This is a genomic window from Rosistilla oblonga, from assembly GCF_007751715.1.
Lineage (GTDB): Bacteria > Planctomycetota > Planctomycetia > Pirellulales > Pirellulaceae > Rosistilla > Rosistilla oblonga.
Map to the genome: position 1 here is coordinate 2,893,759 of NZ_CP036292.1, position 19,809 is coordinate 2,913,567.

Annotated in this window: 13 protein-coding genes; 8 read left to right on the plus strand and 5 right to left on the minus strand. The window is 54.8% G+C overall.

The window, feature by feature from the left end:
* Window positions 1-2: 2 nt before the first annotated feature.
* The 3 genes from CA51_RS10255 (at window position 3) to CA51_RS10265 (ending at window position 3,096) form a co-directional block, all read left to right on the plus strand.
* On the plus strand, window positions 3-1,499 hold the full coding sequence (locus CA51_RS10255; RefSeq protein ID WP_145120243.1) for a class I SAM-dependent DNA methyltransferase: 1,497 nt from the start codon (window positions 3-5) through the stop codon (window positions 1,497-1,499).
* A 62-nt stretch (window positions 1,500-1,561) separates the two neighbouring features.
* Complete coding sequence (locus CA51_RS10260) at window positions 1,562-2,518, plus strand: hypothetical protein (RefSeq protein ID WP_145120245.1); 957 nt, start codon at window positions 1,562-1,564, stop codon at window positions 2,516-2,518.
* 14 nt (window positions 2,519-2,532) lie between these two features.
* Window positions 2,533-3,096: a hypothetical protein gene (locus CA51_RS10265; RefSeq protein WP_145120247.1), complete on the plus strand. Its 564-nt coding sequence runs from the start codon at window positions 2,533-2,535 to the stop codon at window positions 3,094-3,096.
* 1,176 nt (window positions 3,097-4,272) lie between these two features.
* On the opposite strand, the gene CA51_RS10270 is transcribed toward CA51_RS10265, so the two are convergent.
* Window positions 4,273-5,127 carry a hypothetical protein gene (locus tag CA51_RS10270; RefSeq protein ID WP_145120249.1) on the minus strand — a complete coding sequence of 285 codons (855 nt, stop codon included), beginning with the start codon at window positions 5,125-5,127 and terminating at the stop codon, window positions 4,273-4,275.
* Between the two features lie 393 nt (window positions 5,128-5,520).
* Here CA51_RS10270 and CA51_RS26350 point away from each other — a divergent pair, with 393 nt between their 5' ends.
* The gene (locus CA51_RS26350) at window positions 5,521-5,649 is read left to right on the plus strand and encodes a hypothetical protein (protein ID WP_261343076.1); all 129 of its coding nucleotides are present in this window, start codon (window positions 5,521-5,523) and stop codon (window positions 5,647-5,649) included.
* 751 nt (window positions 5,650-6,400) lie between these two features.
* On the plus strand, window positions 6,401-7,669 hold the full coding sequence (gene ltrA, locus CA51_RS10275) for a group II intron reverse transcriptase/maturase (protein ID WP_145120251.1): 1,269 nt from the start codon (window positions 6,401-6,403) through the stop codon (window positions 7,667-7,669).
* 423 nt (window positions 7,670-8,092) lie between these two features.
* Here the strand turns inward: ltrA and CA51_RS10280 are convergent, their stop codons facing one another.
* Window positions 8,093-9,283 carry a cellulase family glycosylhydrolase gene (locus CA51_RS10280; protein ID WP_145120253.1) on the minus strand — a complete coding sequence of 397 codons (1,191 nt, stop codon included), beginning with the start codon at window positions 9,281-9,283 and terminating at the stop codon, window positions 8,093-8,095.
* 263 nt (window positions 9,284-9,546) lie between these two features.
* Between CA51_RS10280 and CA51_RS10285 the strand changes: the two genes are divergently transcribed.
* The 3 genes from CA51_RS10285 to CA51_RS10295 all read left to right on the plus strand — a co-directional run bounded on the left by CA51_RS10285 (window position 9,547) and on the right by CA51_RS10295 (window position 13,925).
* On the plus strand, window positions 9,547-10,971 hold the full coding sequence (locus CA51_RS10285) for an IS4 family transposase (RefSeq protein ID WP_197451484.1): 1,425 nt from the start codon (window positions 9,547-9,549) through the stop codon (window positions 10,969-10,971).
* Window positions 10,972-11,314: 343 nt separating this feature from the next.
* Window positions 11,315-12,415 (plus strand): dihydrodipicolinate synthase family protein, encoded by a 1,101-nt coding sequence (locus CA51_RS10290; RefSeq protein WP_145124103.1) that lies wholly within the window; start codon window positions 11,315-11,317, stop codon window positions 12,413-12,415.
* Between the two features lie 67 nt (window positions 12,416-12,482).
* The gene (locus CA51_RS10295; RefSeq protein WP_231746104.1) at window positions 12,483-13,925 is read left to right on the plus strand and encodes a Gfo/Idh/MocA family protein; all 1,443 of its coding nucleotides are present in this window, start codon (window positions 12,483-12,485) and stop codon (window positions 13,923-13,925) included.
* Window positions 13,926-14,047: 122 nt separating this feature from the next.
* Here CA51_RS10295 and CA51_RS10300 read toward each other — a convergent pair whose 3' ends face one another.
* From CA51_RS10300 to CA51_RS10310, 3 genes are all read right to left on the minus strand, one after another.
* Complete coding sequence (locus CA51_RS10300) at window positions 14,048-15,832, minus strand: TolC family protein (protein WP_231746105.1); 1,785 nt, start codon at window positions 15,830-15,832, stop codon at window positions 14,048-14,050.
* A complete protein-coding gene (locus CA51_RS10305; protein WP_145120257.1) occupies window positions 15,819-16,013 on the minus strand; it encodes a hypothetical protein in 195 nt (64 codons plus the stop codon). Before CA51_RS10305 ends, CA51_RS10300 begins: the two co-directional genes overlap by 14 nt.
* 251 nt (window positions 16,014-16,264) lie before the next feature.
* Entirely contained in the window at window positions 16,265-19,726 is a 3,462-nt protein-coding gene (locus tag CA51_RS10310; protein ID WP_145120259.1) for an efflux RND transporter permease subunit, read from the minus strand.
* Window positions 19,727-19,809 lie beyond the last annotated feature (83 nt).

Consider the following 19,809-nt stretch of genomic DNA (forward strand, 5'->3'; position numbering starts at 1 on the left):
GAATGTCGAATCCCACCAGTCAAATCGTAAACAAAGCATGGAACTTTGCTCATGTTCTCCGTGACGACGGACTGTCGTACATGGGGTACACGGAGCAGATCACGTTCCTTTTGTTTCTGAAGATGGCCGACGAGCAGTCAAAGCCACCATACAACCGTGAACCCATCGTCCCCAAGAAGTTCAACTGGGAGAGCCTGACGAAACGAGACGGCGACGATCTGCTCATTCACTATCGCCACTTGCTGGAAGAGCTTGGCAAGAAGTCGGGAATGCTCGGCGAGATTTTCCGTCGAGCAAGGCCAGAGATTCAGAACCCGTCTATTCTCCGCCGCCTCATCGTTGACTTGATTGAAGCCGAAGACTGGTCGAAGCTCGAAGCCGATGTCAAAGGCGACATCTATGAAGGAATGCTGGCTCGCAGTGCGGCGGAATCACCCAAAGGAGCCGGGCAATACTTTACGCCTCGTGAACTCATCAAGGCCATCGTCGATTGTGTTCAACCGACGCCCGAAGACATTGTTGCAGATCCAGCCGCAGGGACGGGCGGATTTCTCCTGAGTGCTCACCAGTACGTTCTCGACCATCACAAAGACCTCGACCGAGATCAGAAGAAGCACCTGAAGTCAGGTTTCGTCAAAGGATGGGAACTCGTGCCCAACACGGCTCGCCTTTGCATCATGAACCTGTATCTACATGGCGTTGAGAGTGACCCAAGTCCGATCCATTCCGGCGTCGATGCTCTGGCGAGTGAGCCCGGCGAGAAGGATCGCTGCACGTTGTTGCTGACTAATCCGCCGTTCGGCAAGAAAAGCAGTATTGCCATCGTCAACGAGGAAGGCGATCTGGAAAAAGACGATTCAACCTACGAACGAACCGACTTCTACACAACAACTAAGAACAAGCAACTCAACTTTCTTCAACATGCCAAGTCGCTGTTGAAGGTTGGTGGACGCTGCGCCGTTGTCGTACCGGACAATGTTCTGTTCGAGGGTGGTTCCGGTGAAACCGTTCGTCGAAAGCTCCTTCAACAATGCGATGTCCACACACTTCTTCGGTTACCCACGGGCATCTTTTATGCCCAAGGGGTCAAAGCAAACGTTTTATTTTTCGATGCAAAGCCTGCTCAAGAGAAGGCTTGGACCAAACGCCTGTGGGTTTACGACCTGAGAACGAACATGCACTTCACGCTGAAGACAAACCCGTTGAAGCGGAGTGATCTGGATGAGTTCGTCAAGTGTTACAAGCCAGGAGAGCCACGGGACAAACGACGAGCGACATGGTCCGAAGAGAAAGCCGAAGGTCGCTGGCGATCTTACACGCATGACGAGCTTATTAAGCGAGACAAAATCAACCTCGATCTCTTTTGGCTTAAAGACGACAGCCTCGAAAACTCAGCCGACCTGCCAGCCCCAGACATCCTTGCTCAAGAAATTGCTGATGACCTTGAGACGGCGCTGGAACAATTTCAGTCGATTGCGTCCGCACTGAACAAGGAATGAACATGCAAGACAACAATTGATGGATCATGCAACCATGAAACTGCAAACCGAGAGTCACTCCGATGCCAGAATGCGAATTCTCTGAAGACGAATATGAAGATGCGTTGATCGACGAATTGAAGAATCAATATGGGCCTGGCCGTATCCATTTCAAGCCATCACGCACGCTGGAGAATTCACTTGGCTATGACTTTGCGATCGAAACCAATTACGACTATTTCCGTCGTCCTGGCGTCATGCTTGATGACCCTCGCCTGCTAGGTCTCGTTCCACCCCAGCGTCGAGCAATGATCCCAGGCAGGTTCGTTACGGCGCTTGTACAATGCAAAATCCCGTACCATGTGAGCCGAAGACACGCAACAACGCAGCACATCTTTGACTACTGGCGTGAGCCGTACTTCCGGTTTGATCTCGACAGTGAGCAGAATCAAAAGCTCGCTGATACTGAACAGGCTTTGCAAAGCCTTGCTCTTGTTCGTTATGGAACACCCTGTTTTGCGACATTCTCAGAAATCGAAGGATGGTCGGCAGCGAGGTTAGTAACGCAACGCACGCATTTTCAATCCCCTGCCCGCACACTTGGTCATCGACTCTACACCTATGTGTCGCCATTGCGGCCAGGAAGAGCTTACTCCACGCCTGAAGACATCCCACCCGATTTCCTTGCACCAAAACTGGTTCGCTTGGGTGAAAGTGTTCCGAATATGCGTTGGTGTGCATACGTACTTTTGATCTGGCAATCGCTTCTTAGATCTAAGGGCCTGACACAGAGTTTGGGAATTGAAACTGGGGATCTCAACGCTGCCGACCTTGCGCTTGGCCAACTAGCTGATCTGCCGCTCGACCCACTGGGTTTGCTGGACGTTGAGACCCAGATCGGATTTACAAATGCTCTGAACCAAGAAGGGCAATTGGCTTCGCTTCGCTATTATGCGGCTATGATTTTTGCTATTCATAGGATCTTCCGATCACAGCTTCGATGCAAGTGGAACGTTTTCTGGACATCAACTCAAGGCTGACATAGGTAGAATCCATGACTGAAGATGAAGAAGATTGTTACCTCCATTCGAGCGACGAATCATTTTTTGCACAGAGAAAGTTTGATGCCGAGCAACGAATACAGGCTAGCGAACGCAACACAAAAATTGCCGCTCGATATCAAGTGGCAACTCGGGAAGAGATGCAACGGATCACGCCGTTGTGGAGCCACGAACCGTCAAAACTGCATCATAACTTTGAGAATGGGTTCGAGGGTTTCTTCCCAAACGGCTACCTCTTGCTAGAAGCAGATCTGGACGAGATTCTTACTCGACTGCATTCGGACTACTCGGTAGATCCTGAAATACTCTTCCCCGAGAAACGAGAGAGACTCACGATTGCTCAGGTAATCCATGAATGGGAGTCGAAAAAGGCGTTAACCCCACCGCTCATGTGGCACTTAAATGGCACAATTGCCGTTAGTGCAGGTAATCATCGATTGGCGTCTGCGTCGTATCTCGGTACCGAACGCATTCCGTTCTATATCAGATCGGAAGATGAGAGTTTCTTTCTCGCAATTGAATCGGTAGAAGAATTGGACCGTGGTACATGGCCATGACCGACTGCCCATAAAAATGAGGCCAGGCCCAGTTCCGATGAAGAGGCGGATTGTTTTAGCGCATCTTGCTCACGCCCGCTTGCGACGTTTCCCTGCCCCAGCGGGACAACGGTGAACTCAAAGAAGTCGGTCAGGAATTACTCTTTCGCTTGGGGACTTTTCACCGCAAATTCTTGACGCACGAGCTACATGATATGAGCATCGGGCTGGATCTGGTTGCGTTCCTTAATAAGAACGATGAAGCGAACCCGATGCTTTTTCTTGTGCACATAGGAAAGGCCCTCACTTCGCTCGGGCCAGTCCGCTCATGCAAGTCCAACTCTGCTCGCCCACGGCTCAAACGTTTCCCAACGATAGGCCACACGTCGCTGAATCGAGTAGATTGGTTTGTCACACTTGCATCGATCATGCATCCACAATGAGAAAGCAAATGCCTTACGATAATTGAGTCTTAAACGTCGCTCTTTCGCTCTGAAATACTGCCGAATCTCAGCGATGCTTACTGGCCAAAACTTTCCAATGGTTCCGTGTTTCCGCAATCCTGTCTTGGGAACGAAGAGCCGTCGCTTCTTGCGAAAAATGTCTGAGTTCTCACCTTTCGCTACCCTCGCCTTGAGCACGTATCTGGTGCAGAGCCAGGGGTTATCAATCCGCTTAATAGACGTTCTCGAAGGGTCGTCCTTCAATGCGTCCAGGCAGGTCGTCTTAATAACATCTGGTGGCCACGAATTGGTCACGAGTAAGTGATAGTGAACTTTGTTAGACCTTCCCGCCTCACGCACCCAGAACGCAACAATCCCTGCCGCATCAAGTCGTCGCTTCACTCGATTCCAATTGGATCGGACATCGGTCGGTGATTGAAAATCTTTGAAGTTGATCGTGACGTGTTGAAGAAGGCGTATCCCGTACGCTCTTCGAGCACGATCCACACAACGAGCTAATTTCGACGCACAGCGTGTGTAGCTTGGAATCGACTCGGTCCACGATTCCGGTGGAATGTCGTAGCTCGAATAGGGCGAAGGTTCTCTCTGAAAAAGATCGGTGTTTGTACTACTATACATTGTAATCTCCCGGTTACATAACTTGGCCGTCTGCCACGAAGTGGTAGACGGCCTTTGTCTTATAGTAGTAGTGTGTGTTGTGTTTTTTAGATATTAGTTTACTAGCAGCCGTTGTTCACATCGGCGGTATGCCATCATGTAGCGCCGCAAGAGCGTTGATGACGTTATCGATCCGAGTGCCGATTGCAATTGGCTCCAATGACCTAACGGCTCGAAACATTCCAGCCAGTCGAAGCCTTCGTCGTGAAGCATGAGCTTGGCGAACCCAGATCCCACCACCACTTATCCCAACGAATTCGTTGAATTCGAGTCTGACCTGCATTGTCGAGTGTACAGGTGTGCCTAAGACTTTTTCCGGTAGCTCCAAAAGCATGTGATGTTCAGGTGCTTCTGAGTGCTTTGCCGTATCCGCCAGTTCACATCCAATGTTCAGTCGTTGAACGAGCACTGGCAGATGTGGTTGTCCAGCCTGTCCAGCGTCACTTAATAGCAGTGGGAATCCGTAGATCTCGCATTTCCACGCCGGTGATATGGGGGCGACAAGATCACGTTGCGCTATGAATTTCTTTTTCTTGCGAAGTTGCTGCACCGTTGGTTTGCAAAGCTCGAACAGAACGACATCGAGAGTCTTCTCGTCTAGGAAAAATGCCTGCTTGAAGTGAAGAGGAACGCTTTCCTCCCCTCGATCGCTTGGCAGGTGCCGAAAGTGATCGGAGGTCGAAGCAAACCACTCAAAACTGCCAGGGTTGTCGTGCTCGCATGGCCAATCGTGGGCTGCCGTCATCACGAAATGATTGCCCCCAATCTGCAAAAGCAGGCCCGTTCGATCCTGGACAATCGGGTATTCTCCGTCCAACCAAGCGAGCGGCACTGTTGCCAAATGCGGTAGCTCAGAGTGAATAAGACGCCTGCTTTTGTTTCGTCGTCGCAGTCGGCGATGTCGGTTTTGTCTCGCATTGTTATTGCCCATTGGACTACACCTTTTTTCCTTGGACTGAAAAATCAATCTCTTGTTGCGATGACAGGAGTTCGGCGATGTGGATCAGCAGCGATCGAATGTTGTTTGCTGCTACCTTGATTGATGCATTCTACTTTCCGACAGTGAAGGCAATGATTAACAGAATCCATCCGAAAGCAGATTACTAACTGGAATAGGTAGCTTGCTTGGCGGTTTTTCATATCGTAGGGCGGCGGCGATTAGCTCCCACCCTGCGTCCTAAGGAGTCGATCATCTGATAGCAGGCAGCCGATCTTCTGATAAAGAACTTCCCTGCCAGCATGGAGCAGTGCTGCGAATCACCCGTAAAGTATTTGCTGGAAACGACTTGAGGCATTTCCGAACGGCGTTGAGTTAGCTGTAAATATGATTCCCGCCGCCTCCATCAAAAAGCCGCTTGCCAAACTTTGGCAGGCGGCTTTTTTGTTTGCCCAGCGAAGCTGGCAAACCCAGTCGGTGCTTGTCACCGACCAAGCCCTGTTCATGGGGAATTGAATCCGACTCGCAAGGGTTCCGCCGGTGACTGCGGGTCTGAAGGAAGCGATAGGAGGACGATGGAACGTAGCGAAAGCGAACCCGATTCGGCTGCCGGCGGGGGCGAGCGTGCAAAAAGTCGCGATGCCCGATACATGAACAGCCGCCGGAAGTGTTTGGGGACGTCATCATCGTCAGGGAGCCAGTGCAGTAACTGGGGAGACCTGACATTATCCGTGGCCGCGTTAGCTCCCCCAAAGGCGAAGCGTGAGAAGCCGGTAAGGTCGCTTCAAGTGGAAACACAAGAAGCGATCGATGTGGTGTCAGGAGTCAGATGAACCCGTAGTAGTGAATAAGTCGCGGCCCGTGAAAGCTGGTAACAGTCTGGAGGACAAAACCGTGGCGACGACGTGCAAAGCATCGGCGGTAACCGAAGCGAGTCACGCCGGACAGAGATGACTCAAAAGGTCATCACTGGATGCGAAGGGGTGAAGTTTTATTTGTGATTGGAGAGAACACCGAAAACGAACAACCGGCAGCCGACACGATCCGGAGAGATCGAAGACTCCGGGGACCGGTCCACAGTGGCGATGCGAGGAACTGCTAAGCTGCTCGATTCGTCCGTCGGCGTGGAAGTAACTCAGCAAACTCGACGCCTCGCGATTGTCCTTTACTGGAATAGCACACGAGGCGTCGGCTGAGTGAACCGCCACCCTGCCAACCGATTCGACAGAAAGCGATCGACCCAACGAAAGACCACCGACCGACAGTCATGAAGCGAACCTACTACAGCCTCTACGACCGACTGCTTGATCGCCGAGCTTTGGCTCGCGCGTTCGAGAAAGTCCGACGTGCCAAGGGTGCACCTGGCATCGACGGGCAAGCGATCGATGCGTTTGAAGCTGATTTACTGGGGGAGCTGACGCGGTTGGTGAGCGAACTGCGGAGCAAGACTTACCGGCCCAGTGCGGTCCGCCGAGTTTCGATCCCGAAACCGGAAGGCGGCCAGCGGCATCTTGGCATCCCAACAGTTCGCGACCGAGTCGTCCAGCAAGCGTTGCTGGACATCCTGCAGCCGATCTTTGATCCTGACTTTCATCCATCAAGCTACGGTTACCGACCGGGCCGCAGTTGCCAACAGGCAGTCGCCAAAGCAACGATGTTCATCCGGCGATATGGTCTCGACCAAGTCGTCGATATGGATCTCTCGAAATGCTTTGACCGGTTGGATCACGGCTTGATTCTCTCGTCGATCCGTCGTCGGGTGACCGATGGCAGCATTTTGAATCTGATCAAAATGTTTTTGACCAGCGGAGTGATGAACGAAGGTGTCTGGGAGGCGACGGAGCTTGGCAGCCCGCAAGGCGGTGTTGTCAGTCCCCTGATCGCCAATATTTACCTGGATGCTTTCGACCAGGAGATGATGCGTCGTGGTTACCGAATCGTTCGGTATGCCGATGACATTCTGATCCTGTGTCGGAGCAAGCGATCGGCGGCTCATGCGATGAGCGTTGCAGTGGAGATTCTGGAAGGTGATTTGAAGTTGACCGTCAATCGCGATAAGACGCACCTGACTTCAGCCTGTGAGGGTGTGAAGTTCTTGGGCGTCGTGATCGGCAGCATGCACACCCGCATTGCTGCCGAGAAAGTCGCGGCCTTCAAGGCGAAGGTCAAAGTGATCACTCGCAAGAACAGCCCGGTGAACTTGGAGAAGGTCATTGCTGACCTGAATCCGGTGCTTCGCGGCTGGGGCAGCTACTTCCGGATGGCGAACTGCAAAGGTCTGTATCGCGAGTTGGCTAGATGGATTCGGCGACGATTACGGGCCAAGCAACTCGCGTTGTGGAAGAAACCGACGCGTCTGATTCGCCGCTTGCGGCAGGTCGGCGTACGTGGTGACCTCCAGAAGATGCGAATGACCGCGTGGCGTACGTCGCGTAGTTCTTACGCCAGTATGGCCATCAGCAATGGCTTCCTGGCGGAACTTGGCCTGTTTGACTTGACCGAATTGGAGACTGGAGGCCTTCCTGGATTAACCTAGGCAAGTAAAACAGGAGCCGTATACGGACCCGTACGTACGGTTCTGTGAGAGGGCTGAGTCAGCGGTCGCTCCGCTGGCTCACCCTACTCGATCGTTGCCGTCGGGATCTTTGTTACATCAACGCGGCGTTCCCGAAGGGACCCAAGACGGTAGCCGGAGGTCGATGCGTAGCGGCGCACCTCCGGTTTGCGAGGCCCCTTCTCGCGGGGCAATCCCGACGGGATTGCAGATGGCTGTGCGCCCCCGTCAGGGAATGCCGTGCAGCATTTTTTTAAGGCATCGTGGTTCTGACGGTAGCGGAAGTCGTCAAGACTTTCGATTCACGGTGGGTGGCCTCTACGGCGGGTGGGGCCCGAAACTCTTGACGAGTTGCGCTACGGGATTTGCGCATGGTGTTTGCTTGCTCGGTGCCGCGTGCGATTGCTATTTCGTCTTTGTCACTTGCTCGGCCATCGCCTGGAAACGCTGCAGCCAGGAGGCGGTGATGGTTTCAGCGATCGTTGGATTCGATTTTTGATTTAGCTGATCAGCTGTCTTGCCCCAATAGAAACTGATCCAACCGTCGGTGAACTCGGACGATTGCGATACGAATTCCGCGAGTTCTGCTACGGAGCACTTCATCGGAAACATCTCTTCAACTACCAGTGGCTTTCCAATGTCGTAGGCTCGTAATGCGGTGATCGCTTCTTCCACTTGCCCCTTCTCGGGATAGAAGTGGACCGATACGAAATCGAGCCGCTCGCCGACCTCTGGTGAATAGAAGAACGGCTTCCCCCCACCAAATACAAAGACCCACGGGATGACTCCCACGGTGATCATGTGATCTTCATCCTGATCGCGGATCGCGTCGACCATCTGATCGACCCACGCTTTGGCGACTTGCTGACGCGTTCGTCCCGCCAGATCGAGCGCCAAGCGTTGCACAAAGAACTTGCCTCCCAGTTCGCCACCCAGCCACTGCGATTCCGCCGGTTCTCCGGATTTCCTTTTGCCCGGCAGGATCGGTTCGTTCATCAGGTCGTAACAAAACACGGCGGGACTGTTGCGGCAAACCTGGGCAATCGATCCCCAGAACAAGGCCTGTGTTTTCCAACGGTCCTGTTCACTCAGGCGGTCGAACCATTCCGGAACATTGGCTTTGTGGTAACACGCAAGCCCGGTGATATCGAGGTAGAGTCCGGTTTCCTCCGCCAGCTTTAACAGTTTGGCCAGCTGATCCAGTGCGGTTTGATTCGGTTGGTCCGCTGCGTTCATAAACTTGCCGATCTGCAGATGGATCCGGACGCAATTCGCTCCGAGCGCTTTGATCTCTGCAAAGTCTTCGACGACTTCCTCCCAACGCTCAATCCAGTACTCGTCGAGCAGTTCACCTCGACTGTTGTGATCGTAGTTCACACCCCAGACAACAAACCGCTGCTGGGACTCTCCAATCGCAAAGTGTTTGCCGTCATCGGAAACACGCACTCTCTGCAACGGCTGGGCATCCGCTGGAGTCGCAAAAAGAACGACAAGCAAGCCGAGCTGAGCAACTTTTCTGCTAATCCGTCGCAGCAACTGCGTGCGGACTAACACTGCAAGCAATGGACGCGTGTTGGCAGCGATGCAGTTGGACATACAGATGGGTTCCCAAGAACGAGGACGTGATCGAGCGATAATTTCAACGATTCGTCGATGCAGCGTGTCATCGCATAACGGTACAGTGTCCACACTAATCTTCAGGGTAGTGGACGAGGTCACGAGTCCTTTCGCACCAGACATTATGGGGACTCGTAACCTCCTGTTGATTACCCACAAGTCGCCGCAAAAACAGCTCGTTTTGGCACGGTATTTGCGTTTGTAGTATTTCATTTTGCACAATGGAATCTCAAGGTGAAAGCATGCAACCGACCAGTATCGCATACGAATTTCAAGATATTCAACTTGGAGACAAACGTCTCAACGATCGAGCCGAAGCGTTGCTCGCCTCGCTGGCGGCCAACCCTTCGGCCAGTATCAACGAAGCTTGCAGTGGCTGGGACGAAACCAAAGCCGCCTACCGTCTATTCGATAACCCCAACGTCGATCCCGAAGCCATTCTCGGGGCTCACGCTGAAAAGACACTCCAACGAATCAAAGCCCAAGACACCGTTTGCATCGCACAAGATACCACCGAACTGGACTACACCGCGCATCCGCCCGAAGGCGTCCGCAATCTCGATCGCTTAGGCCGCCGTGGACTTTACGATCATTCCCACATCGCCTTCACGCCGGAGAAACTTTGTCTCGGGGTGGTCGGTGTTAAGTTCTACGATCGCGACAAAGAATCGCTCGGCACCAGCAAGAAGCGAGAAGGCCAACCACTACACACCGGCGAAGGGCAACGATGGCTCGATGGTTATCGCAAGGCCTGCGAGATCGCCGGAAAATGTCCTGAAACTCAGATCGTTTCGCTGGCCGATCGCGAAGGAGACATCTACGACATTTTCGTCGAAGCCGATCAGCATGAAACACCGGCTCAGTTCGTCATTCGCTCGCAGCGAAAACGCTCGTTGCCGGAGAAAGACCCCGATGGCGGGCCTGCGGCTTATAAGAAAATGCGTGCCGAAATCGCATCCGCCCAGCCGGTCGCTTACCGCGAAGTCCAGCTTCCCCAAACGCCCGAGCGAACCAAAGGATCAGGAAACAAACAACACCCCGGCCGTGAAGCACGCACTGCGAAGTTAGAAATTCGAGCGAAGCGGATGACTCTTCGTGCGCCACACAACAAGCAGTCTTCGATGCCGCCGGTCGAGATCAGTGTCGTTTGGGTGAGCGAGATCGATGGCCCAGGCGACGGAACCGAAGTCGACTGGCTGTTACTGAGTTCTCTGCCGGTCGACACGATTGCCCAGACGCTGCGGATTGTGGATTTGTATGTGGCTCGTTGGCCAATCGAAGTATTCTTTCGAGTTTTCAAAACTGGCTGCCGGGTCGAAGAGATTCAACTCGAAGCGAGAGACCGACTGATCGGCGCGTTGATGTTTTACAAAGTGATCGCATGGCGGATCATGTTTGTGACCTTCTTAGGCCGCGAGTGTCCAGAGCTTCCCTGTGATGTCGTCTTCAGCGAAGCGGAATGGAAGTCGGTCTGGAAAGTGGTGGAAAAGACGGCTCCCCCAAAGCAAGCTCCTGAGCTGTCACAATTCATCCCGGTCCTTGCGACCCTTGGCGGCTACAATCACCGCCAAGGCGACGGTCCGCCGGGAGCCGAAGTGATCTGGCGAGGCACGCGGCGAATGCTCGACTTCGCCCTCTGCTGGCAAGCCTTCGGACCAGACCAATGACTTGTGGGTAATCGACAGCTCGTAACCTCGTCAACTACCATCAGTCCCAAAATCAAAGTTTGACGAACCGTTAGCCTGCCAAGATCCAAGACTCATACAACGTCTCCGAAAGATCGAGCGTCGCTGGTCGAACTGCTGTTAGCGAGTAATGCGAGGCGCGAAGCGACGGCGACGGCGACGAAGTGGTTGGTCGAGCGATTGGAACCCCGCGTGAGGCTCCCTGGTTTTCGAGTGGCATTGGAACCGGCTGAGCAATCCATTTCTCAATGGATTTGTTTGCTCCGACACAAGCACGATGTTAACGTATTAACCGACATTGATTCTGGCAGCAACGAGGTGGACCATGGATATTGAACGACGGATTTCGCGAAGGACGATCATCAAAGCAACGGCTGCGGGAGGAGCGAGCGTGGCCGCCGGATCTTTGTTTTCGGCGTCTCCTTTGCAGGGGGCAGACGATGCGGCGGTAGCGGATCCCAAGGTCCGCGGGCCCTTCCCCATTTTGTCGACTCCCTTCACCGAATCGGGAGAAGTCGACTACGACGTCCTGGCTCAGCAAGCAAAGTTTGTGTCTTGGGGCGGATGCCCCGGAATGATCTGGCCGCAATCGGGCGACAGCGTCGATCTGTTGACGACGGAAGAGAAGATGAAGGGGATGGAGGTGTTGGCGAAGACCACGCGCGATCTCCCTGCATCGCTCTGCTTAGGCGTCCAGGGTAAAGACACCGCCGAGATGCTCGCCTTCGCCGAGCATGCTGAAAAGCTCGAACCCGAAGCGATCATCTCGCGGCCGCCCGACTCGGGCAAGTCCGAAGAGGATCTGCGGCAATATTGGAAAGCTCTAGCCGCCGTCGCCCGCCGGCCTGTCATCCTGCAAACAACCGGCGGCGTTGCTTATAAGGGACCACTCCCCACACCAGAATTGATGATCGATCTGGCTCGCGAATTTCCGCACTTCGGCTACATCAAAGAAGAAGCTGGCAACGTCCTTGCACGCATGAAAGTCTCGCTGGCCGCGATGCCGCCGGTGCGACGCGTGTTCAGTGCGCGAGGCGGATTTCATTGGTTGCAGGAATCGCGACTGGGCTCCGAGGGTGTGATCACCGAACGGGCTGTCTATGCCGATGTGTTGACTCGGTTTTGGGATCTACAGCAAAGCGGTGATGATCCCGCGGCGCTGCAGGACCTGTTCGATAAGTTCACGCAGATGGTGAGACTGAAGCCGGGCAGCCTGCGAGGCACCAATCTGTACATCTGGAAAAAGCGTGGCGTCTTCAAGAACCTGCTGTCTCGCAACTACGGCCCCAAAAAATCGATCCCCGCCGAGCCGAAGTTGTCGGAATTCAAAATGAGTGAAGCTCAGATTGCGGAAGCGGACGCGAAGTTTGCAGCTCTGGGGCCTTATCTGAAAACGGTCACTCCCGATCTGGACAACCCTGCGTAACGGATTGGATACCCGGCAGCTCGGATTCAGACCAACGAACCCTACCTTGCAAGCGAATTGATCCATGATGAGTCGACCTTCACGGCGGAGTTTTTTGAAGCGAGCGGCGGCAAGCGGATTTGCGGCTTCGGTAACGATCTCCGGAACGAAATCGTCCGGCCAGGTGATCGGAGCTAACGACCGCGTGCGGGTTGCAGTTGCCGGAATCAACGGTCGCGGGCAGATCCACATGGGATCGTTCGCCGCGATCAAAGATGTCGCGGTCACGCATCTCGTCGATCCCGACAGTCGGTTGTTTGCATCGCGTAGCGCGAGGTTGGAGCGACAGACGGGGCAAAAGCCTAAGTGTGTGCAAGACATCCGCCGGGTGCTGGATGATCCGACAGTCGACGCCGTCTCGATCGCCACCCCAAATCATTGGCACGCGCTGATGACGGTTTGGGCGTGTCAGGCGGGGAAAGATGTCTACGTCGAAAAGCCATGCAGCCACAACATTTACGAAGGCCGACGCATGGTGCAGGCGGCGGAAAAGTATAACCGGATCGTCCAACATGGCACGCAGTGGCGTTCGGATCCAAAGTGGAGGACATATACCGCCGATATTCGGGCGGGGAAATATGGGAAGCTGAAAACCGCAAACATTCAAATCTTCCGTCCGCGGAAGAGCATTGGCATCAAGACGCCCGTGACGCCACCGCGCGAGTTGGATTACGACCTGTGGGTTGGCCCCGGCCCGATGAATCCCTTTCGCGACAACTTGGTCCATTACCGCTGGCACTGGATGTGGGAATACGGCAATGGAGAGATCGGAAACTTGGGCTCCCACGAATTCGAAATGGCTCGCTGGGCGATGCCGGAAAATGCCAGCCCGCAGTCGGTGATCAGTCTGGGAGGCCGGTACGGATACAAAGACCAAGCCGAGACACCCAATACTCAGTTAACGCTGTATGACTTTGGCGAAACCAAACTCGTCTGCCAACAGCGTGGGCTTCACTTCGACAAGCCGCTGAAAATGAGCATCGATTTCCATACGGCGGATGGAGTGATCCGAGAGGGGCACTTTTATCCCCATGGAAAGACGCAAGGGGAAGCGATCGTGGGAGCGCCGCCGAGCGGGCTGCCGGAAAATCACGCGCGAGCGCACTTCCAAAACTTCATCGATTGCGTTCGCAGTCGAAACCAAGCGGAACTCGCTTCGGATGTTCTCGACGGGCATCGCACCGCTGTCTTGGCTCATCTCGGCAACATCTCGTACCGCCTTGGCGAGCCGACGTCGTTCAGCGGTTCGCCCGAAGGAATTGCCGCGCACAACATCGCCAGCGAATCGTTCGACGACATGAAACGTCATCTCGTCGACGCCGGGGGAGTCAATCTGTCGAAGGATTCTTATCAGCTTGGGCCGTTGCTTCGGTTCGATGCACAAGCCGAAGAGTTTGTCGCCGCAACGGAGGCGAATCAAATGGCTCGCGGCAGCTACCGTGAATCATTCCAGATGCCAGACATCGTTTAGCAGGAGTGTTTGGCTATTTGGGATCCCTCAAAACGATCGTTTGCAATATTTGGCATCGAGGCGTTGGTTGCCCCGCCCCTTTTTAGTTGCCCGTTTTTGATGGGATGATAACCGCTGATCGATCAGTTGAAGTTCGCTGGTCCGCCGCCGCTGCCGCCGAGGGCTTGGTAGGCGTAGATCGTCGCCGATAACTGTTGCTGCTTGATGTCGATGATCAACATCTTGGCTTCCATCATCTCGCGTTGAGCCAACAGGACTTCGACATATTCCGCTCGGGCGTTTTGGAACAACTTGGTGGCGCTGTCGACCGAAGCTTCCAACGACGCCAATTGCTGCTTCTTGATCTCGATACTCTTACCGTAGTTGGAGACCTTGGTCAGTTGATTGATTACCTCGGTGTAGGCGTTCAGAACGGTTTGTTGATAGTTGTAGACCGCTTGCAGTTGTTTGGCGTTCGCCGTGCGGTACGCCGCCTGGATCGCACGCTTGTTGATCAACGGCGCGACTAGATCGCCGCCGATACTGTAGATCAACGATTCGGGCGTACGGAACAGATACCCGGCAGCGAAGGCTTGGTAGCCGACGCCGGCGTTGAGATTCAGCGACGGATAGAAGCGGGCCTTGGCGACTTTGATGTCCAGTCCGGCAGCTTGCAGTTCGCGTTCCGCTGCGCGAATGTCGGGGCGATTCTGCAACAGTTGAGCCGGGACGCCGGCGCTGATCGATTGAAGCGTCAGGTCGATGTATTCGACTGACATCCGTTGAACGTGCTGCGGGTAGCGACCGACGAGGAAGTTGATGCGGTTTTCGACCTCGACGATCTCTTGCTCGATGATCAACTTTTCGCTCTGGTTCTTTCGCACCTCGGCTTGGAACCGTTGGACCGCTAGCTCGGTCCCGCGTCCAGCTTCCTTCATCGCATCGGCGGTCTTGAGGCTGTTCTGCTGGATCTCGATCGTCTTGTCGAGCGTCATTAAGCGGTTGTCGAGCGCCAACAGTTCGTAGTAGTTCTCGGCGATCTCAGCGACCAAGCCGGTCACGACATAATTACGCCCCTCTTGAGTGCTCAGGTACCGCATCGCCGCGGCGCTTTGTGCGTTCCGCAGCTTCTTCCAGATGTCCAGCTGCCAAGAGACGTTGGCACCGACCAGGAAGTCGGGCAGGGGATCGGGGAAGCCGCGGCCGGGGGCGACTTCCAGTTGATCTTCGACTGCACCGGCACGCGTGTGCTCTCCCGATTTCTCCAATCCAACTCCGGCACCGACATCGACGAACGGCCGGTACTCGCCGCTGCGGGCATAGGTCTCGTTGCAGGCGATCTGAATCTCTTCGGCGAGGATCCGAAGTTCCTGGTTTCCGACGAGTGCTTGATCGATCAGGCCCGCCAGGAAGGGATCGTCGAAGAACTGATGCCAGTCGAATTGGCCGGAGTTTTCGCTGGTATTGGCCAGATCAAAACTGTCGACCGATGGCATCGCAGCGGGAGCGAACAGGCTGATCGGATCGTCGGCGGCTTGGGATACTACCGATTGATCTTCCGAAGGCTTTCCATGTTCGTCTTGGTTCTCGGTCTTATCTTTGTCGTCCGATTTATTTGGTTCGATTTTCGTCGCTTGGCGAAGGAATCCAGCCAGCCGAATCAAGCCGCCTTCGGAGGGCTTCGACTCTTCGGCCGCGTCGACCGTTGGGGGCTCGGTCGGGATCGCGGTTGCGACGTCCCAGTTGACACTTTCGCTGCCGGTCGAAGCGGGGCGAGTGTAGGTTTCCGGCATCGCTTGCCCCGGCTTTGCACCGCGGAGCTGAGGGATACCACAGCCCGGTTGTACCAGCACCGCACCCGTAACGATTGCAGCAAGCAGAGCACGCTGTTTGAGTTGCGATTTGGAGCGTTTATCAGATCGGTTCATCAGTCTTATCCTTGACATCCTGATCCAGGATTTTTAGCCCCTGGTTGCTAACCACTTCCTTGTGGCTCAAACATGTAGTCGTCGCACTTCCGAACGTCAGCGATGCGGTTGCCGCGTCGGATTGTCCAATCGTCGCCGGTCGCGGCGTCTGCAAAATCATGCAGATCCGAACGACCCGCATTACTTCTATTTTCGACAGTCGTTCGGCGACAGCTTTACCGGTTGCATGGGTAAGGCATGCGAGCCGGACAAACGGCACAAAGTACCATCGGCATGTCCTCAAGTTGTTCGATTCGTCGGCGCACCCGCCACCGACGGCCGGGGCTCTGCGGCCCTGGCGGTGACAATTTGATACGTTTCACGCGGTGATTATTTAGTCCGCGCCGGCTTGCGTTTCCGCAGCGTCCTCGTCGGCTATCACATCACGTCGACCTAGGCATTGGGCTCGGGAGGGTTCAGCGGACCGTATTCGATCCGCTCGCTAAGCGGCTGATCCGATTCATCTTTCAACAATTTTTTGCCATCAGCCAGCTTGGCGAAGATGTAATAGAGTCCTGGTATCACCAGCACGCCGGCCAGCGTCCCCATCAGCATTCCGCCGGCAGCCGTCGTTCCGATCGTGCGGTTTCCAATCGCTCCGGCACCGCTGGCGCGGACCAACGGCACCATGCCGACGATGAATGCAAACGAGGTCATCAAGATCGGGCGGAAACGCAAGCGTCCACCCTCGATACCCGCCTCGGCAATCGAAAGTCCATCGTGGCGGCGTTGGACCGCAAACTCGATGATTAGAATCGCATTCTTTCCCAACAGGCCGACTAACATCACCAGACCGATTTGGCAGTAGACATCGTTCGACAATCCCATCGCCTTCAGCAATGCGAAGGCGCCGAAGATGCCGACCGGCAACGACGTAATCACGGCCAGCGGCAGGAGAAAGCTTTCGTATTGCCCGACGAGAACCATATAGACGAAGACGACGACGATCAAAAAGATATAGACCGCCGTGTTCCCCGCGTTGGCTTCGTCGTAAGCAAGCCCCTGCCAGTCGATGCCGAAGCCTTTGGGGAGCGTTTCGGCGGCAACTTCTTTGATCGCCGCGATCGCTTCACCACTGCTGTAACCCTCCGCCGGTGCACCTTGAATCGGAGCGGTTGGATATAGGTTGTAGCGGCTGATCTCGTTCAGCCCCTGCTTCTTCTTGATCTTCATGAACGCGGAATAGGGGACCATCTCCTCGCGATCGTTTTGCACGAACATGTTGTCGAGGTCTTCGGGATATCTGCGGAACTCCGGCGCCGCTTGCACATAGACTTTGTAGAACTGGCCGAAGCGGACAAACCCCTGTTCCCATGTGCTGCCGACGACGATCGATAGATTGTCCATCGCATCGCGAATCGAAACACCCTTCTGCATCGCCACGTCGTTGTCGATGACGATCTCGTATTGCGGGTAATTGGAGGCGAAGAAGGTGAATAGGCCTTTGAGTTCCTTGCGTTTCCCCAACGCTTCCATGAACTTGTCCGTCTCTTCGCCAAGCGTCTGGTAATCGCCGCTGTTTGTCTTATCGAGCAGGTTTACCGAGAAACCGCCGGCGGCACCAAAACCTGGTACGGCGGGAGGCTCAAAAAACTCAAGCTTTACGTTGGCGATGTCCGCCCCTCTTTTCTCCAGTTCCTCGATCACTTGCCGGGATGTCAGTTCGCGATCGGCCCAAGGTTTTAAGTTGATAATACAGGTTCCCGCGTTGGATCCCCGCCCTTCGGTCAGCACCTCGTAACCGGCGATCGAAGAGACGGAGGTGATCTCGTCCATCTGGTTGCATATTTTCTGTAGCTCATGACATTTGGCGTTGGTGTATTCGAGCGTCGAACCGGGGGGCGTCTGCACGATGCCATAGATCATCCCCTGATCCTCCAACGGAATAAATCCAGTCGGCAGGACCTGCGTCACGGTGAGAATTCCATAGACAAATCCGCCCACGACGCCCATCGTCAAGATCCGACGCGGGATGATCCGCCGCAGGATCGCTGCATAGCCACCCGTCACATGTTCCACGCCGCGGTCGAACAGATGCAAAAAGATCCCCAATGGTCCCCGCTTCTTCTTGCTGCCATCGCTTCCCGAAAACATCGCACGGAATGAAAAAATGGATAACAAGGCGCCGCCGCCAACGAGGATCCAGGTGCGAATCGGCGTCAGTTCGATCTGCTCGGAGATCAGTTCGTGGACGAAGTGATTGTGAAGCAGCGTGTAAAGCCCCGCTCCAACGCACAGGCCAAGTAGCGTGCAGAGCAAACCGCGGATGAGAAAGGCGTAGCGCCCTGCGACTTTTGATAGGCCACGATTGATCAGTCCGATCAGCCCACGTTGTTGTTCGTGATCGGCGTGTGGTTTCAGGATCATCGCGCACAGCACGGGGGTGAGCGTCAGCGCGACGACACCGGAGATCACGATCGACATCGCCATCGTCAATGCGAACTGGCGATAGAAGACGCCGACCGGTCCGGTCATGAAAGTCACCGGGATGAAGACCGCGGTCATCACCAACGTGATCGCGATGATCGCTCCGCTGATCTCATGCATCACCTCCTGCGTCGCTTGATAGGGGCCGAGGTGTTTGGTGTGCATCTTTTCGTGCACCGCTTCGACGACCACGATCGCATCGTCGACCACGACGCCGATCGCAAGGACCAACGCAAAAAGCGTGATCAGGTTGATCGACATGCCAAACATCAGCATGAAGAAGAACGTACCGATCAACGATACCGGAACGGCCAGCGTGGGAATCAACGTGCTGCGGACGTCGCCGAGGAACAGGAAGACGACAAGCGAAACGAGGATGAACGCTTCGAACAACGTGTGCAGCACCTTTTCGATCGATGCGTCGAGAAAGTTGGAGACGTCGTAAGTGACGGCATAGTCCATCCCCGGCGGGAACGATTCCTGTTTGATCTGTTCCACCTTCTCCTTCACCTTCTCGATCACCTCCGCCGCGTTGGAGCCCGGAGTTTGTTTGAGTACGATCGCAGCGGATGGCAAGCCGTCGATGTCGGAATAGAGGTCGTAGAAGGATGATCCGAGCGAGACTTTTGCCACATCCTTGATCCGCAGGATCTCTCCTTCGGAATTGGCTTTGAGAATAATGTCCCCGTACTGTTCCGGTGTGTCGTAACGCCCGATCCAGGTCAGCACATACTCCAGCGTTTGTGAAGTTTGCCCTGTCGCTTGTCCCAGCCGCCCCGGCGATCCGATCAAGCTCTGATCGGCGAGCGCCTCCATGACGTCTTCCGCGTCGACCTTATAAGCACGCATCCGGTCGAGGTCCAATTCGACCCGCATGGCGTAGGCGCGGTTGCCAAGAATCGTCGCGCTGCCGATGCCGGGAATCCGTTTGATCTCGTTGAGAACGTTGACGGTGGCGTAGTTGTAGAGAAAGTTTTGGTCGACGTTTGGATCTTTGCTGAAGACATTCACATACATCAACATGCTGGTCATGTTCTGCATCACGATGATCCCTTCCCGCTCCACGATCGGGGGCAGGTTGTTCTTGACCATCTGGACCCGATTGTTGACGTTCATCACCGCCACATTCGGATCGGTCCCGGGTTCAAAGATGACTTGGATCGTTCCCTCGCCGGCACTCGTCGCATCTCCCAGCATGTATCGCATGTTGGGAACACCGTTGATCGCCTGTTCGAGAATCACCATCGTCGAATCGATCAGGATCTTGGCGCTCGCACCAGGATAGGAGACCGAAACGCGGACGCTCGGCGGCGCGACCGACGGGAATTGTGAGATCGGCAACGTGACGATCGCCAGTCCGCCCATCAGTAAGATCAGCAGCGAGACGACGATGGCCAAGGCTGGCCGATGCAAAATTTTCGCGAACATAATTGGAGGTTTTCTTTTCCGGCGATCCAGCGAAGCCGATCGCGAGGGGCCTGGGGTCGGCACAACGCGATGCTGTTGCGTTG

Coding starts and splice junctions, on each gene's coding strand:
- CA51_RS10280 (WP_145120253.1), bottom strand. CDS start 9,283: ATGTCCAACTGCATCGCTGCCAACACGCGTCCATTGCTTGCAGTGTTA.
- CA51_RS10270 (WP_145120249.1), bottom strand. CDS start 5,127: ATGGGCAATAACAATGCGAGACAAAACCGACATCGCCGACTGCGACGA.
- CA51_RS10260 (WP_145120245.1), top strand. CDS start 1,562: ATGCCAGAATGCGAATTCTCTGAAGACGAATATGAAGATGCGTTGATC.
- CA51_RS10265 (WP_145120247.1), top strand. CDS start 2,533: ATGACTGAAGATGAAGAAGATTGTTACCTCCATTCGAGCGACGAATCA.
- CA51_RS10255 (WP_145120243.1), top strand. CDS start 3: ATGTCGAATCCCACCAGTCAAATCGTAAACAAAGCATGGAACTTTGCT.
- CA51_RS26350 (WP_261343076.1), top strand. CDS start 5,521: ATGATTCCCGCCGCCTCCATCAAAAAGCCGCTTGCCAAACTTTGGCAG.
- ltrA (WP_145120251.1), top strand. CDS start 6,401: ATGAAGCGAACCTACTACAGCCTCTACGACCGACTGCTTGATCGCCGA.
- CA51_RS10305 (WP_145120257.1), bottom strand. CDS start 16,013: ATGCGGGTCGTTCGGATCTGCATGATTTTGCAGACGCCGCGACCGGCG.
- CA51_RS10300 (WP_231746105.1), bottom strand. CDS start 15,832: ATGAACCGATCTGATAAACGCTCCAAATCGCAACTCAAACAGCGTGCT.
- CA51_RS10295 (WP_231746104.1), top strand. CDS start 12,483: ATGAGTCGACCTTCACGGCGGAGTTTTTTGAAGCGAGCGGCGGCAAGC.
- CA51_RS10310 (WP_145120259.1), bottom strand. CDS start 19,726: ATGTTCGCGAAAATTTTGCATCGGCCAGCCTTGGCCATCGTCGTCTCG.
- CA51_RS10290 (WP_145124103.1), top strand. CDS start 11,315: ATGGATATTGAACGACGGATTTCGCGAAGGACGATCATCAAAGCAACG.
- CA51_RS10285 (WP_197451484.1), top strand. CDS start 9,547: ATGCAACCGACCAGTATCGCATACGAATTTCAAGATATTCAACTTGGA.